Below are 15,881 nucleotides of genomic sequence, written 5' to 3' on the forward strand. Positions count from 1 at the left end.
GCAGGCGCCAGCGTCGACGATCGTCTCGCGGGAACGGCTGGCCTCACTCGAGCCGATCGCGCAGCGCGGCGTTCATCGCCGCCACGGGAGCCGTCGCTCCGGTCCAGATCTCGAACGCCTCGACGCCCTGGAACAGCAGCATCCACGCGCCGTCGACCGTCGTCGCTCCCGCGTCCGCGGCGTCCCGAAGCAGCCGCGTCTCGATCGGCGTGTACACCGCGTCGAGCACGGTAAGATCCCCGTGGAGCGCGGCGGCCGGAACCGGCGTCTTCTCCGGGGACTCCATCCCGACGCTCGTCGCGTTGACCAGCAGGTCGGCTCCGGCGACGCGGGACTCGAGGTCGTCGAGTCCACTCCCGGTCGCGCGAGGCACGTCCCCGGCGAGTTCGTGTGCGCGCTCGGCGGTCCGGTTCGCGACGTGAACGCTCGCATCCGCGTCGGCCAGCGCGAACGCCGCCGCGCGCCCCGCTCCGCCCGCGCCGATCACGACCGCCTCCGCGCCGGACGGATCCACGTCGTGGTGTGCGAGCGCCCGCGTGACGCCGGCGGCGTCGGTGTTGTATCCGCGGGGACGAACGCTGTCGCCCGCGTCGGTCGTCGGTCCGAGATCGATCGTGTTCACTGCGCCGATCCGCGCCGCGAGGGGGTCCGCGTCGACCGCGTCGAGCACGTCCCGTTTGAACGGTATCGTGACGTTCAGTCCACGAACGCCGAGCGCGGCCGCGGCGTCGACCGCGCGCGCCGCCGCATCGGGAGCCGGCTCGAACGTCACGTATCGCGCGTCGAGTCCCAGTTCGTCGTATCCCGCCTCGTGCATCGGCGGCGACAGCGAGTGGCCGACCGGATTACCGATCAGTCCGTACACGTCCATGCACGGAGCCGGACGGGAACGAAGAAAAAACCGCCGCTCGTCGCGAGTTTACTCCTCGTGTAGCGTCAGCGAGGCGAGCAACGCCTCCAGCTGGACCTGCTCGTTCGCCCCCTCGGCGATCCGGTAGTCCGCCTCGCCGACACGCTCCATCAGCCGGACCGCCTCGCGCTCGGTGAGGTCGAACTCCCAGACGGAGCGGTGGAGCTGGTCGATCACGTCGCCGCCGGCCATTCCCGTCTCCGTGATCAGCGTCTCCAGCGTCGCTCGCGCCTTCGTGAAGTCCCCGTCGAGCGCGTCCGTCACCATCGACTCGATCTCCTCGGGTCGCGCCGTCGCCGTGATCGCGTACACCGCCTCCTCGTCGACGACATCGCCGGTCGTCGCAGCCGCCTGCAGCGAGTTGATCGCCCGGCGCATGTCGCCGTCGGCCGCGTACACCAGCGCGTCGACGCCCGCGTCCGTCACCTCGATCCCCTCCGCGGCGGCGATCTCGCGGACCTGCGTCGCGACCGCCTCGTCCGACAGCGGCGAGAACCGGAACACGGCACACCGCGACTGGATCGGGTCGATGATCTTCGAGGAGTAGTTACACGAGAGGATAAAGCGGGTGTTGTCGGAGAACTGCTCCATCGTCCGGCGAAGCGCCGACTGGGCGTCGTCGGTGTTGTGTGTCAACACACCGTTTCCAAGCATGAAGTTGGGTGTGTTTTCCATGGTGATGTTGTACGCCTTGCCGCGATGGCTGTACTCGATCCGGCGGATCCCTGCCGTCTGAACCGATTTAACACCGCCATCCGTAACCGCGGTGGCATCGAACTCGTCGTTCTCGCCGCACATCTCACACCGTGATACGCCGATCTCGTCACCGAAGTCCGCGATCTCGTCTCCTGGAGACAGGTCTCGCAGCTCCCGCTCGACCAACCGACCGTCCTCGCCAACAACGAAGAACGGATGTGTCGGGCTAGCAAGTATCGTTCGACCGTCATCGAGTTCGATCTCGAAGAAGTCCGCGACGCCGGAGTCGACCAACTGCCCTTCGTCGGACTGGATCTCGTTGGTCTCGAAATCGACGGACGGGATCGGTTCGCCCTCCACACTCACGTCCTCGATCGGTTTCACTTCGGGCTTCGACGGATATCCCGTCACAACCTCGGTTCCCGGCGGCACGCACAACGAGTCCGCCTCATCAAGAAACACGATCCGGAAGTCGCCGCCGAACGACGACCGCGCGAACCCCTTGATCCGGTCGCGGACGACGTCGATGCCGCGCTGGTCGGAGGCGTTGAGTTCGAGGAAGTTGCCTCGCCAGTTCTCCTCGCCGTACACCTCGCGGGCGATCGCCGTTGATGCGGTGGTGTTGTGCATGACCGTGGGGACCGATCCGGCGACGTAGCTTCGCGTCCCGGGAACGGTCAGGTCGTACACGCGTTCGTCCGTTTCCACTCGTTCGACGTGCTCGATACGGTCGTAGTGGAGATCGGCGGTGGCGATCCGACTCACCTCGTCGAGGAGTTCGATCGCCTCCAGACTGAGTCGTTGCGTCGCGAGCTCGCGGAGCTGCGCACGAATCGAGCCGAATCGAGTGAGCGAATCGATCGAGGGCTGTCCGGGACCGAGGAACGTCGAGACCTCCGAGGAATGCATCGAGAGACCCTCACCGACCGCGGCGTAGCTCGCGCCGATCATCTCGACGCACGCGTTCAATTCACGTTTCACGTGAGAGACGCGAGCGCTCTCGACCGATTCGGAGACGAGTTTTCGCGTCTCGATCGGTTCGAGCCGCTCCCGTTCTCCGACCCAGGCGGCCGGAACGCTCGTCACTGACTCGATCTCGGGCTCCAACTCGTCTAGCCGTTCGATGCCTCGCTGGATCTCGTCGATCCGATCGGTCGCGGCGTCCACGACGCCGTCGAGCACGTCGCAGTACCGTTCTCGCGACGGCGACGTCGTATCCAGCGACTTCGGGAGATGCTCCGTCACGGGAACGTCGAGCCGGTCACACAGCTCGTTGAGAGCGTTTTGGGTCGGGATCGTGTCGTAGTTCGGATTCCGGTCCTTCGCGGCGTGTTCGGCGAGTCGCTCGGATTTGTACCCGATGGAGAACCCGATCGCGTCACGGAACCGTCGTAGCGCACTGGCCCCGGAAACGTACAGCACGTGGTAGGTCCGCTTCGTGTCGCTTCCGTTCGTCGCCGCCTTTCGGACGGTCCGACGTCGGGATTCGATCCCGAACGTCGAAAGCAGATACGAGAGCAGAGTGATGTGCGCTCCGTTTCGCTGCGTGAGCTCGATCGTTCCTCCGGACCCGACGTGAGATTCCGCGTCGAACACGGCGCGGAGGAACGCAGCGCGGGACTCCATGTCGGCCGTCACGATCGCTGATCCGATCCCGGATTCGCCGGACGCGCTCGCGAACACGTCGAACACCGACTCCAGATAATGCGTCAGGGTTCGGGACCCGATCCGAACGAACGGAACGTCCTTCTGTGTTCCGCGGGTCGTTTCAGCGTCGAACACCTCACGTGCGGCCGTCTCGAACGTATCCAGCAGATCCTCGTCCGTGTTGTAGAACTTGATCCGCCCGCCGTCTATCTGGGCTTCGCTGATCGCGAGCCCGACGAAGGTAGCGAGCGCCGGATGCATCCTCGTCGGCGGAGTGATCGACCGCGACCGAGCCCCGTGGACGTTCACGTACTCGATCCGGTCGACGGCGTCGATCCAGTGTTCAGCTCCGACATCGGCCTCCCGAAGCCGTGAGAGCGTGACCGGTCGGTCGACGCCGAGGTCGTCCGCACGCTCGGGATCGAGCGTCACTTCGGTCCGTTCCGGATCCATCTCCTCGTACCAGCGGAGCTCCCTGGCGTCGGACGGAACCGGAAGCGTCGTCGGTCGCGCGATCCGGTCGTTCTCGTCGATATCCTCCGCCCGAACCCAGTCGAACCCGTCGTGGCTGATGACGCGCAGTTTGTGTTCCGGGGTAACGCGGTGGGTAGCGCCGTCACGGGTTCGAATCTCGATGAGTTCCGTGGTCTCCGTACCGAACACGTGTGACGGCTCGACGTACTCGAAGCCGTTTCGCTCGGTAAGGGTCGCGACCTCAAGCCCGTCGGCCGGTTCTTCGAACCCCTCCACGTCTCGACCGACGACGTCCTCGATCGGGCGAACACCGTCGTTCGTCAACACTGGCGTCTCACCGGTGACACACTTCCCAACGCCTGCAGGGCCTGAAAATAACAGGTGCGGCACGTCGTCCTGCTCGATATAGCTCTGGAGGCGTTCGACGATCTCCTCCTGGCCGTGGATGTCGTCGAGCGTCTGCGGTCGGTACTTCTCGATCCAGATCTCGCGCCCGACGGCGGTCGCCGCTCCCGTCTCCTCGGCGTCGCTCATACTCGGATCGAGGGGTCGGCGGGGTGATAAACGAACCGAGAGGCTACTCGAACTCAGCGACGAGCGCGGGGACGACGTCGAACAGGTCGCCGACGATCCCGTAGTCGGCGATGTCGAAGATCGGCGCGTTGGGGTCGGTGTTGATCGCGACGATCGTGTCGGAGCCTTTCATCCCCGCAACGTGTTGAACCGCACCGGAGATGCCGACCGCGATGTACACCTCGGGAGTGACGACCTTCCCGCTCTGGCCGACCTGTCGGTTCTTCGGAAGCCAGCCGTTGTCGACGATCGGACGGGACGCGGACAGCGTCGCGCCGATCGTCTCGGCGAGCTCCTCGACGACGTCGAGGTTCTCCTCCTCCTCGATACCGCGACCGACGGAGACGAGCACCTCGGCCTCGCTGATGTCGACGTCGCCGCCGGCGACCTCCTCGAACCCTTTTACGCGCGCGCCGGACTCGGGGAGGTCCACCTCGACGGACTCGACGGCGGCGTCGCCGACGCCCTCCGCGGGCTCCCACTCGCCGCCGCGGATCGTGAGCGCAAACCGGTCACCGGCGACGTCGACGGTCGTCTCGACCTTCGAGCCGTACATCTCGCGAGTGACGGTGAGCCCGTCGTCGTACTCGAACCCGATCGCGTCCGTCACCAGCGGTAGGTCGTAGCTCTCGGCGAGCGCGGGCACGTAGTCGAGCCCGTTGACGGAGTTCGGCGCGACGATCGCCGACGCCTCGGTACGCGCGAGCAGCGTCTCGACCGCGGACTGGTAGACGTTGTGGTCGAACTCCTCGCCGTTGGCGACCGTGTGGATGGTGTCGACGCCGGGCCGATCGAGCGTCTCGGCGAATCGGTCGACGTCGCCGCCGATCACGGCGAGGTGGAGGTCGCCATCGATCGCGTCCGCGAGCTCGCGGCCGGCGGTGATCAGCTCGTAGGAGACGTCGCGCAGCTCGCCACGGCGATGTTCGGCGACGGCGACCACGTCGGACATCACGCGTCCACCCCCGTTTCCCGCAGGACCTCGGCAAGGCGCGTCGCGGCCTCTCCCGCGTCGCCCTCGATCATCTCCGCGTCGGACTCGCTTTCGGGCTCGTACATCGACTCGATCGACAGCGAGCTCTCGACGTCGGCCGCGTCGAGACCGAGATCGGCGAGCTCCGTGCCGGCGATCTCTTTCCGCTGTGCCTGCCGGATCCCGCGAAGGCTCGCGTAGCGCGGCTCGTTGAGCCCGGTCTGGACCGTAAGCACCGCCGGAAGGTCGACCTCGGTCAGCTCCTCGACGCCGCCCTCCAGCTCGCGGTGCACGTTGGCGACGCCGGCGTCGACGTCGAGTTCGAGGTCGTTGACGACGGCAGCGTGCTCGAAGCCGATCCGCTCGGCGAGCGCGACGCCGGTCGCGCCGAACCCGCTGTCGGCGGCCTGCACGCCGGAGAGCACGAGGTCGGGGTCCTCCTCCGCGACGACCGCCTCAAGCACGTCGACCTTCGCCTCGACGTCCGAGAACTGGTCGTCGAGCGCGTCGTCCCAGACTCGGACCGCGCGGTCGACCCCTTTCGCGAGCGCCATCCGGATCGTCTCCTCCGCGCGGCTCGGACCGATCGTGACGCTCACGACCTCGTCGGCGACCCCCTCCTCGCCGAGTCGAACGGCGGCCTCGATGGCGTAGTCGTCCCACTCGTTGAGGTCGTACTCGAGGTCCGAAGAGGCGATCTCCGTTCCCTCGATCGTGAAGTCGTCGTCGGCTTCACCGACCTCCTTGACGGTTACCAGAACCTTCATGATCGACGATCCGTGGGTCGTGATGTAATGGCTTTCGGAACGGCTCTCCCGGGAGACGTCGTTGTGTCCATCCGATCGTCACCGGGACCCGAACCGCGAGCCGTCCTCGCGGTCGTCGGAGGAAGCCTCACCGCCGCGGTCAGCGCCGGGCGTATCGCCTCCCCTCCCGCCTCCGGAATCACCATCCCCGTCTTCACTCCCACTGCCGGTGTCGCCGTCGTCGTCCGGAAGGGAGATGAGGTTCTCCCGGCCGAGTCGGAGCTTCTCGACCCGACCGTCGTCGGCCATCGTCGAGAGCAGCTGTGACACCTTCGCGTCCGACCAGCCGGTCTCGGAAACGATGTCGGCCTGCCGCATCCGGCCGCCGTTCAGCTCCAGCAGTCGTTCGACGCGCTCCTCGTCGGAGAGCAGCGAGAGATCCTCCTCCGGCTCTTCGTCGGCGTCGTCGCCAGCGCTGGCTCCCCCGTCCTCGGCGGCAGAAGCCGAAGGGCCGCCCGGACCGTTCGGCGATCCGGAGACCGGCGGACCGTTCGCGGCCCGGTCGGATCCGACTCGTCGATACGCGAGAAGCCCGAGCGCGATGACCAGCGCGGCCAACACGATCGCACCGGCAAGCAGCGTCCAGGGGGGCGTCTCGGCCGTCGCAGTCGGCGAGTAGACGACCGCGACACGCTCCTCGTCGTCAAACGCTCGCGGCCCCTCGATGACGACGGCGTTGTCACGGAGCGGCAGCGTCGCGCCCGGCGTCCCGGAGACGGAGTAGCCGGCCGGCGTCATCACCTCGATCGACTGCCCGTCCGACAGCGACCGGAGCCACGTGTCGTTCGTCGGCGTCGTGAGCGCGTCACCCAACACGAGGTCGTCCCCATCCTCCTCGAGGAACGCGGTCCAGACGAACGTGAGCCGGAGCTCACCGACCGCGACGACCTCGTCGTCGACGTCGAACGCGCCGGTGTCGTGATGAACCGCCACCGACCTGTCGACGGCCTCGATCGCCATTTCACGATCGGCGTTCCGACTCGCGCCATCGGCAAAGTTCTCGAACTGAGTTGCGCTCGGACCGAGCTCCTCCTCGAGGTATCGGTCACTCACCGTCTCGAACACGGCCGTCTCGTTTGCGTCGGTGAACTCGTAGCGGACGACGACCTCCCAGTGAGCGTTCCGGTTGGGTCGGAGATCGACGCTGATATCCGTCTCCGGCGGCCGGTCGAACGCGGCTACCTGTGCACGGTTCGGAGCGCCGTCAAGCGCGGGAGCAACGGGTCCGCCGTCATCGATCCCGGGCTTGGCGACCGCCATCGCAACCGCTCCGCCGACGCTTCCGACAGTCGACGTGTCGGCCGCCGAGGAGACCGACGTGTCGGCCGCCGAGGAGACCGACGTGTCGGCCGCCGAGGAGACCGACGTGTCGGCCGACGTCGTGAGTTCGGCCGGTTGGACCGGAGCGTCGCCACTGGCGACGCCGGCCCCCGCAAGGAGGGCAACGGCGAGGAACACCACGAGGAGAACACGAGGGGCGGGGCACCGCATACAGACGGTGTCTCTCGCGCGGTCGACAAAAGCCCTTTCCATACACCGCTTTTGTGACCGGAGACGAACGCGTTCCGTCGGTCGGGCCATTGAGGTGGATTTTTTGTACTGGGGGGCGGAACGGACGGTGATGAGAGCCCTCCCGCTCGTCGTCGCGCTGATACTGCTGATCGCTCCGGTGGCCGGAGCGATCGCTCCGGCGGAGGCCGGGCCGCCGGACGTCACGCCGGACCATGACCTGACGCAGTCGGACGGCGACGTGGCGGTCGATGTTCATGCCGACCGCGACACAACCACCCATATCGACCGCGACACAGCCACTGACGGCGGAGAGACGGCGGTCACCCCAGCCGCAGTCGGCGAACCCGGAGGGACGTTCCGCGTGCTCTCGACGCCGCCGGATGCGGAGCCGCGAACGGATATCCACGGGCACGGAGCGAACCTCGGAACGTCGCTCGGCTGGGAGGTCGCCGACGTCGACGCCGCGCTCGAGACCGAGGCGATCGTTCGGGAGATAGAGAACGCCGAGACCGAAGCGCAGCGACAGCGACGCATCCTCGCCGCGATAAACGAGGTCGAACAGGACGAAGTGAGCCTCAACAGCCGACAGACCGCGGCGATCGACGCACACGCCGCCGGCGAGCTTTCCGACAGGGAGCTACTGGACGAGCTCGCGACGATCGGAATCACGGCCCGCGAGTACGACGAGCGTCTCGACGTGCTCAACGAGCTCGCCGACGAAACCGACGACTTCAGCGCGCCGGGTCGACTCGACGAGCTGCAAGTGCAGCTGCAAGTGTACGAGGGCCCCGTTCGCGACCACGCCCTCGCGACGGTCCGCGGCGAGACCGGCGGCAGCGACATCCACGTCGAAACGAGTGAGGGTGCCGTCGTGCTCGCGACGATCCACGACGGCCAGTACGTCCGCGAGGCGTTCCGAACTGATCGTTGGAACCGTGCCGGCGGCACGATAGGGAGCGAGGAGGCGATAAACACCACCGCGGAGAGCTACCCGGAGACTGCCGCACTCCGCGAAGCTGACGCGTTCGGTGCCGGCTCCGTCCAACGGATCACGATCGCACACGACGCTGGCGAGCTGCGGACGTTCGTCAGCGGCGGTAGCAACCAGGTGTTCGTCGAGCACCAGCGGATCGATCTCGACGCGTTCCCGGACGTCGACCCCGTCTCGACGACCGCCGACGGGTTCAACGCCACCGTCGACCGGAGCTACCCCGGCGGTCCCGTGCAGGTGACCGTCGTCGACGACGAGGACGGCGATCCGGCGACCGACGTGACGGTGACGAAGAGTGTCGACGGAGGAGACAGCGAGGCGATCGGCACGACCGACGACGACGGCGTCGTGTGGACGCTCTCGCCGGCCGACAGCTATCGGATCACCGTCGTCGACGAGCCGCGAGTCGCCGTCGTCGACGGGATCGAGCCGATCGAGACGCCACGAGTGATCGACGAGTCTCCCGACGAGCTCGACGATGACGGTGAGACCGACGATGGCGGTGAGACCGACGAGGACGTCGGCGAGTGATGCTGACGAGGACGGCGGCGAGTGATGGTGTGACCGGCACAGGAGTGACGGCAGCGGGATCCGACTCCTTACATCGGAAACCGACCCAGACGTCCCGTGCCTCGGACTCACGTCTCCGAACGGTCCGCGCTCCGGAACCACTCTCCCGGTCAGTCACGCGCGACGGCACCGATCGCCGTCGTACTTCTCGTCGCCATGACCGTCGTGCTCGCCGCGGGCGTCGCGACGGCGGCGATCGACGCACCGACCGAGCCCACACCAACCGCGTCGCTGTCGCTCTCGGCCGAGGGAGACCGGATCGAACTCCGGCACCGTGCCGGTGATCCGATCCGCGTCGAGGAGCTGACCGTCCGCGTCAGCGTCGACGGCGAGTCGCTCGGCCGGCAGCCAGCCGTCCCGTTCTTCTCCGCGAGCGGCTTTCGACCGGGACCGACTGGCCCGTTCAACCCCGCAAGCGACGACGTCTGGCGGCCCGGCCAGTCCGCATCGTTCGCAGTGGCCGGGACGAACGACCCGACGCTCGAGCCGGGACGGACCGTCGAGGTACGGCTCCTCGTTCGCGACCGCCCGCTGGTGACGCTCGAGACGACCGTTCGCCCCGCGTGAGGAGTCGACTGGAGATCGGTCGACGCGACGCGATCGAAGCCGTCGTCGGCGTGGGGTATATACGCACGAATCGCCTATCGCTCGACGTGACCGCCCGAACCATCCGCGCCCGCGACCGGCCGGTGTTCGGCGTCGACGTCCAGAGCGGCGACGTGCGGGGCGATACCCCGTCGTACGCGCTCGTCGTGTTGGACCCCGTCGACGACGACGATCCGGATGCACCCGACTCGGACGGGCCGCTCGCACGGGTCACCCGCGACGTCGTCTCCCTCCGGAAGCTCTGCCGCCTGATCGACGACCGCGAGCCGCTGTACGTCGCCACCGACAACGCCTACGAGCTGGCCGCGGACAAGGGGGCGCTCGTGAACTTCCTCCGATCGCTGCCGGACGGAACCCGGCTCGTGCAGGTAACCGGCGCGGAGCGGCCGGAGCCGCTCTCACGAGTCGCCTCCCGCCACGGCATCCCGTACGGAAAGGAGCCGATGAAGGAGGCGGAGGCCGCCGCGCGGCTCGCGGCCGCCAACGTCGGCCACGAAGTGACCGCGTTCACCGACGAGACGACGGTGAAGGTGTCGCGAGGACGGTCGACTGGCAAGGGCGGCTGGAGTCAGGACCGGTACACCCGGCGGATCCACGGGAACGTCAAAAAGCGGAGCCGACAGGTCGAGTCGAAGCTCCGCTCCGCGAACCTCGCGTACGAAAAGGAGGTTACCGAGAAGTACGGGGGCTACGCGAACGCGGTGTTCGCCGTCGAGGCCCGTCCCGAGGAGATCCCGGTGTCGAACTCGCGGGCGGGAGACGTCCGCGTCGAGGTCGAGCGCGAGCGCCGCGACGGGATCGAGTACGAGCCGCTCGTGACGCGGCGTGATCGCGTGATCGTCGGCATCGACCCCGGAACCACGACCGCGGTCGCCGTGGTGGGACTCGACGGCACCGTTCACGAGCTGTACTCCTCGCGGACCGCGGACACCGCCGACGTGACGGAGTGGATCGTCGAGCAGGGACGGCCGATAATCGTCGCCGCCGACGTCGAGCCGATGCCAGAAACCGTCGAGAAGTTCCGCCGCTCGTTCGACGCTGCCGGCTGGCAGCCCACCACCGACCTTCCCGTCGATGAGAAGCTCCACCGCACCCGGGAGGTCGCATACGAGAACGACCACGAACGGGACGCGCTGGCGGCCGCGCTGTACGCCTACGACGACCATGCGGACCAGTTCGACCGGATCGCCGAGAAGACGCCACCCAGACTCGACCGCGAGGAGGTGATCGCGGGCGTCGTCGCCGGCGGCGCGTCCGTCGAGGCGGTCGTCGAGGAGCTTCGGGACGGACCCGACGGCGACGACGACGGTGAACAGGAGGGCGACGAGGACCCGACCGAGCCGGACCGAACCGAGGAGGAGGAGACGATCCGGCGTCTCCGCGAGCGCGTCGACCGGCTGGAGGCGCACACCGAGACGCTGGAGGAGCGCCTTGCAGAGCGGGATGATCGGATCGCCGAGCTCGAAGCCGAGCTGGAGGAGGCGAGACGCCAAGAGCGGATCGAGGCCCGGAGCCGTCGGATCGTCTCTCGACTCGAACGCGAAACGGATCGGCTCGAACGGGAGCGGGACGAGGCTCGCGAGACGGTCGCCGAGCTCGAGGAGAAGGTGGAGAGTTTAAAAGGGATCTGGAAGCTCGACCACTCGAACTTCACCGATGTCGCCGGTGGACGGGATCTCGTGAGCGTGAAGGTAGTCGAGCAGTTTACCCTCGACGCGATCGAGACGACCGAGGAGGCGTACGGGATCGCCTCTGGCGACGTCGTCTACCTCAGGGACGCCTCCGGCGCGGGTCGTCGGACCGCAGAGCGACTCGCGAGCCACGAACCCCGCGCGGTGATCCGTGACGGTAATCTCTCCGAGGTCGCCGATCAGGTGCTTTTCGACCACGAGGTGCCCGTCGTGCCCGCCGACTCGGTGCCGGTCCGCGAGGTCGACGATCTCGCCGTGGCCAACGAGTCGGCGCTAGAGGACGCGGTCGACGACTGGACGGAGCGCGCGAAACGGCGCGAGCGCGAGGAGAACGCCGAGCGGATCGACCGGATCATCTCCGAGCACCGCGCCGGACGGACGCTTCCGGAGACCGAAGAGTGATCCACACGACCTGCCGCCGTCGGCTCTCCGGCTGTGGCTCTCCGACTGCGGCTCTCCGGCTGTGGCTCTCCGACTGCGGCCCTCCGACTACGACGCCGATAGCAGCTTCAGCCGGAGCTTCCGCTCATCGATCTCGTATTTAAACGACGGATGACCGTCGACGAGAACGTACGGGACGCGTTCGCCGTACTCGGCGGCCAGCCCGGGATCGGTGTCGACGTCGATCATCTCGATGTCGACCACGATCCCGATGTCGTCGGCGACTCGCTCGACCGTCTCGCGAGCGTCGACGCACAGTGAACACCCATCACGGGTGTAGATGGTGACGGAAACGGCGTCGTTCGGAGCGGACGCTCCATCCCCCTCCCCGGCGGACGGCTCGGAACGTGAGTCGGTCACGGACGAGGTGTGGTGGCCGGACGACGAGTGCGTTTCGATCGGCGCTACTCCGCGTCCGCGTCGACGACGAACTCGACGTCACCGGCGATCACTGCGCTCGCGACGACGGCGACGCCGACGACGAGCGCGACCCCAAACGTGACCGTCATCACAGTGACGACGTCGCCACCGACCGCGCCGCCGACGAACGCACCGACCGCGCCGCCGACGCCACCGGCGATGATCGCGAGCACGCTCGCGTCGTTCATGGCCCGCAGTTCTTTCAACAGCATAATAACTCTTGGCGTGGGGATCTCGAAGCTGATAACGTACCGCTGGGATCGTTGGCGACGACAGTGGCGTTACTGCGGATACTCGCGACCGAGGTCGACATCGACGCCCGCACCGGTGGCGGATGGTGCGGCGTCGGAGTCGGGAGAAGAGTCGCTCGGAGTCGGGCTCTCCTCGCCACTTCCGCCCGGGCTCACGCTACCGGTTCGGTAGCCGGCCATGTCGAGCGTGACGTACTCGAATCCGAGATCGGAGAGATGCTCGTGCACCGCGTCGGCGAACGCCGGATCGAGGGCGCGCGGCAGTTCGTCCGGCGCGATCTCCACCCGGGCAAGTCCGTCGTGATCGCGGACGCGGAATCCCTCGAACCCCCACTGACGGAGGATGCGTTCGGCCTTCTCGACCCGCGTCAGCCGCTCCTCGGTCACCGCGAGGCCGGTCGGAATCCGCGAGGAAAGACACGCCATCGACGGTTTCTCGGCGACCGAGAGCCCGTACGCGTCGGCGATCGCTCGCACCTCCGCTTTCTCGATGCCGGCGTCGAGCAGCGGTGACACGACGTCGAGCTCCTCGACCGCCCGCAGTCCGGGACGGTGCCCCTCGCCGGGGTCGTCGGCGTTCGTCCCGTCACAGACGGTGTCGATCCCGAGCTCGGCGGCCCGGTCGTACATCTCGCCGAGCCGCATCGTCCGACAGTGATAACAGCGGTCACCGTCGTTTTCGACGAAGTTTGGGTCATCGAGCTCGGAGAACGTCACCGTGTCGTGTCGGATCCCGACCTCGTCCGCGACTCGCTCCGCGTCGTCGAGCTCCGCGGCAGGAAGCGTCTCGCTGCGGGCCGTACACGCGACCGCGTCCGTACCGAGCGCGTCGTGCGCGAGCGCCGCGACGACCGAGGAGTCGACCCCGCCGGAAAACGCGACGAGCACCCCGTCGCGCTCGGCGAGCCGATCCCGCGCGGTCGCCGCCTTTGCCGCCGTCTCCGGGGCAAGTCCGTCGGCGTCGACCGCGAGAACGTCCTGCGTCATGCCGCCCGCTTGGAGACCGGTCCGAAAAAGACCATCGGAGGACCGGAGCGGTCCTCGGCGTCCGTATCCTTTTTGCCGTTGCCGCGAAAGCCGCGGGTAGATGGAGCTGGAGGCGATCCCCGGCGTCGGCGCGAAGACGGCCGCGGCGCTGCGCGAACTCGACGACCCGGTTGGGACCGTGGAGTCGGGCGACGTCGCCGCGATCGCTCGCGCACCCGGGGTGAACGAGGCCCGGGCCGCCCGGATCGCTCGCGGCGCGATCCGTCGCCGGCACGACGACGACGGGCGGTTTCTCGCGACGGACCGTGCTCGCGAGATATACCGCGACGCGATGGAGCTGTTACAGGAACGGACGGTCACCGAGTACGCCGAAAAGCGCCTGGAGACGTTCTACCCCAGCAGCTCCGCCTCGCGGATCGCGGAGGTACAGGCGTTCGTCGAGACGGCCGTCGACCGCGAGCCGGACCCGGCCGTCCTCGACGCGCTAGAGGGCGTCGAACCACTCTCCGATCCCGGAACCGTCCGAGTTCGCGACCGCTGTCTGGCGACGGCTGACGCGGAGACGTACGCCCGCGCGGAGTCGACGACGCCGGAGCTGTCGGTCGAGACCGTGGAGAACACGCGGGAGATAGCCGAGCTCGCTCGCTCGTACGCGTCCGTGATCGTGTTGGACGAGGAGTTCGCCGGGATGGACGTCGACGGCGACGTCCACGTTCGGCCGAACGCGCTCGAAACGCCGGCGGAGACGGTTCCCGAACGCGTGCTCGCTTTCTTCGCCGAGAACCGGGAGCGGCTGGAGGCGGCGGCCGCGGTCCACGAGGCGGTTCGGAACGTCGAGGCCGGTTCGGACCGAGGTGCCGCCGATGCGGGCGATGACTCCGGAGGAACCGACGCCGCCGAAGCAGGCGACCCCGCCGTAGATCCGGACCGCCTGCGCGACGCACTCGACCGCCTCGACGACGACGGGACGATCGCTGGCGACGCGGAGCTGGCGCGGCTTTCCGACGCGGTCGACGACCTCGACGCGGCGGTGTCGACGGCGGGATCGGTCGCGGAGGACCACCTCCGCGAGGCGATCCGGGAACGCGACGTCACCATCGAGGGGACTGACTTCCTCTCGCTGGTCGAGCAGGGTGCACGCGTCGACTCCCTTCTCGACCGCGAGCTCGCGGACGAGTACGACACCGCGGTCGAGCGCGCCCGCGAGCAGCTCGTCGACGCCTTGCGGCTGAAACCGGAGGAGACGGACCTCGCGGAGCGAGTGTTCGGCGGCGACCCCACGTTTCCGGTCGAGCACGACGAGACGGCGGTGTCGCGGCTTCGGACGGAGCTCGCCGCGGCCCGCGATCGACGGGCGGCCCGACTGAAAGCGGAGCTGGCGGCGGAGCTCGGCGAGCTTCGCGAGCCGGTCGAGACGCTGGTCCGCGATGCGCTCGAACTCGACGTCGAGCTCGCGATCTCCCGCTTCGCACGGGAGTTCGACTGCACGATGCCGCTCGTTCACGACCCGTCCGCCGGCTCGGACGCCGCGTCGGCCGCTGATCCGACCACTGGGACGGGATCGACGGCCGCGCGCGGCTTCCGGATCGAAGGGGGTCGGTCGCCGCTGCTCGACGTGCCGTTCGCCGAGGTCGACCCGGTCGACTACGGGGTGTCGGGGGTGACGCTTTTGTCCGGCGTCAACTCCGGCGGGAAGACGTCGACGCTCGATCTGGTCGCGCTCGTCGTCGTACTGGCCCAGATGGGGATGCCGGTGCCCGCCGAGGAGGCGGAGATCGAGCGGTTCGCCGAGCTCCACTACTACGCGAAATCGCAGGGGACGCTCGACGCGGGGGCGTTCGAGGCGACGCTGCGGGATTTCGGCGACCTCGTCGAGGGCGCGTCGGGACGACTCGTGTTGGTCGACGAGCTGGAGTCGATCACCGAACCCGGCGCGTCCGCGAAGATCATCGCCGGGATCCTCGAGGCGCTGGACGGGCAGGACGCGACCGCCGTATTCGTCTCGCACCTCGCGCGCGAGATCCGCGAGGCGGCCGCTGCCGAGGTCGCGGTCGACGGAATCGAGGCCGTCGGCCTCGTCGACGGCGAGCTGCGCGTGAACCGCTCACCCAAGAAGAACCACCTCGCACGGTCGACGCCGGAGCTCATCGTCGAGAAGCTCGCCGACGACCGTGGCGGGGGTTTTTATACCGAGCTGCTGCAGAAGTTCTGACGCTCGAGACCCTCCGTTCGGCCAGCAGAAGCCGACTTACGCCGGATCCGTTCGAAGAAACGGTTACCACGTATCCCGCCGTTGTGCCAACATTTAACCCGATCCTATTCGGGGGATCGAT

General features: G+C 67.9%; 12 protein-coding genes. 4 read left to right on the forward strand and 8 right to left on the reverse strand.

Going from position 1 to position 15,881, the window contains the following annotated elements; all coding sequences use genetic code 11:
• Positions 1-43: 43 nt before the first annotated feature.
• From ACYQ0R_RS11400 to ACYQ0R_RS11420, 5 genes are all read right to left on the reverse strand, one after another.
• Entirely contained in the window at positions 44-871 is an 828-nt protein-coding gene (locus tag ACYQ0R_RS11400) for a shikimate dehydrogenase (protein ID WP_459823801.1), read from the reverse strand.
• Positions 872-919: 48 nt separating this feature from the next.
• Entirely contained in the window at positions 920-4,261 is a 3,342-nt protein-coding gene (locus ACYQ0R_RS11405) for a replication factor C small subunit (protein WP_459823803.1), read from the reverse strand.
• A 43-nt stretch (positions 4,262-4,304) separates the two neighbouring features.
• Positions 4,305-5,252, reverse strand: a complete 948-nt coding sequence (locus tag ACYQ0R_RS11410; protein ID WP_459823806.1) for an electron transfer flavoprotein subunit alpha/FixB family protein — start codon at positions 5,250-5,252, stop codon at positions 4,305-4,307.
• A complete protein-coding gene (locus ACYQ0R_RS11415; RefSeq protein ID WP_459823809.1) occupies positions 5,252-6,040 on the reverse strand; it encodes an electron transfer flavoprotein subunit beta/FixA family protein in 789 nt (262 codons plus the stop codon). Before ACYQ0R_RS11415 ends, ACYQ0R_RS11410 begins: the two co-directional genes overlap by 1 nt.
• 78 nt (positions 6,041-6,118) lie before the next feature.
• The gene (locus ACYQ0R_RS11420) at positions 6,119-7,570 is read right to left on the reverse strand and encodes a helix-turn-helix transcriptional regulator (protein WP_459823812.1); all 1,452 of its coding nucleotides are present in this window, start codon (positions 7,568-7,570) and stop codon (positions 6,119-6,121) included.
• A gap of 130 nt (positions 7,571-7,700) precedes the next feature.
• Between ACYQ0R_RS11420 and ACYQ0R_RS11425 the strand changes: the two genes are divergently transcribed.
• From ACYQ0R_RS11425 to ACYQ0R_RS11435, 3 genes are all read left to right on the forward strand, one after another.
• Positions 7,701-9,113, forward strand: coding sequence for a DUF7094 domain-containing protein (locus ACYQ0R_RS11425; protein ID WP_459823815.1), 1,413 nt, complete (start codon positions 7,701-7,703; stop codon positions 9,111-9,113).
• A gap of 195 nt (positions 9,114-9,308) precedes the next feature.
• Positions 9,309-9,719, forward strand: a complete 411-nt coding sequence (locus ACYQ0R_RS11430; protein ID WP_488193307.1) for a type IV pilin N-terminal domain-containing protein — start codon at positions 9,309-9,311, stop codon at positions 9,717-9,719.
• An 86-nt stretch (positions 9,720-9,805) separates the two neighbouring features.
• Positions 9,806-11,851 carry a DUF460 domain-containing protein gene (locus ACYQ0R_RS11435; protein WP_459823819.1) on the forward strand — a complete coding sequence of 682 codons (2,046 nt, stop codon included), beginning with the start codon at positions 9,806-9,808 and terminating at the stop codon, positions 11,849-11,851.
• A gap of 87 nt (positions 11,852-11,938) precedes the next feature.
• Here ACYQ0R_RS11435 and ACYQ0R_RS11440 read toward each other — a convergent pair whose 3' ends face one another.
• The 3 genes from ACYQ0R_RS11440 to larE all read right to left on the reverse strand — a co-directional run bounded on the left by ACYQ0R_RS11440 (position 11,939) and on the right by larE (position 13,548).
• A complete protein-coding gene (locus ACYQ0R_RS11440; protein WP_459823822.1) occupies positions 11,939-12,250 on the reverse strand; it encodes a glutaredoxin family protein in 312 nt (103 codons plus the stop codon).
• Positions 12,251-12,294: 44 nt separating this feature from the next.
• Positions 12,295-12,498 carry a hypothetical protein gene (locus tag ACYQ0R_RS11445; RefSeq protein ID WP_459823824.1) on the reverse strand — a complete coding sequence of 68 codons (204 nt, stop codon included), beginning with the start codon at positions 12,496-12,498 and terminating at the stop codon, positions 12,295-12,297.
• 93 nt (positions 12,499-12,591) lie between these two features.
• Positions 12,592-13,548, reverse strand: coding sequence for an ATP-dependent sacrificial sulfur transferase LarE (gene larE / locus ACYQ0R_RS11450; protein ID WP_459823826.1), 957 nt, complete (start codon positions 13,546-13,548; stop codon positions 12,592-12,594).
• Between the two features lie 100 nt (positions 13,549-13,648).
• Here larE and ACYQ0R_RS11455 point away from each other — a divergent pair, with 100 nt between their 5' ends.
• Complete coding sequence (locus ACYQ0R_RS11455; RefSeq protein ID WP_459823827.1) at positions 13,649-15,760, forward strand: MutS-related protein; 2,112 nt, start codon at positions 13,649-13,651, stop codon at positions 15,758-15,760.
• Positions 15,761-15,881 lie beyond the last annotated feature (121 nt).

It is taken from the genome of Halorubrum luteum (assembly GCF_054652935.1).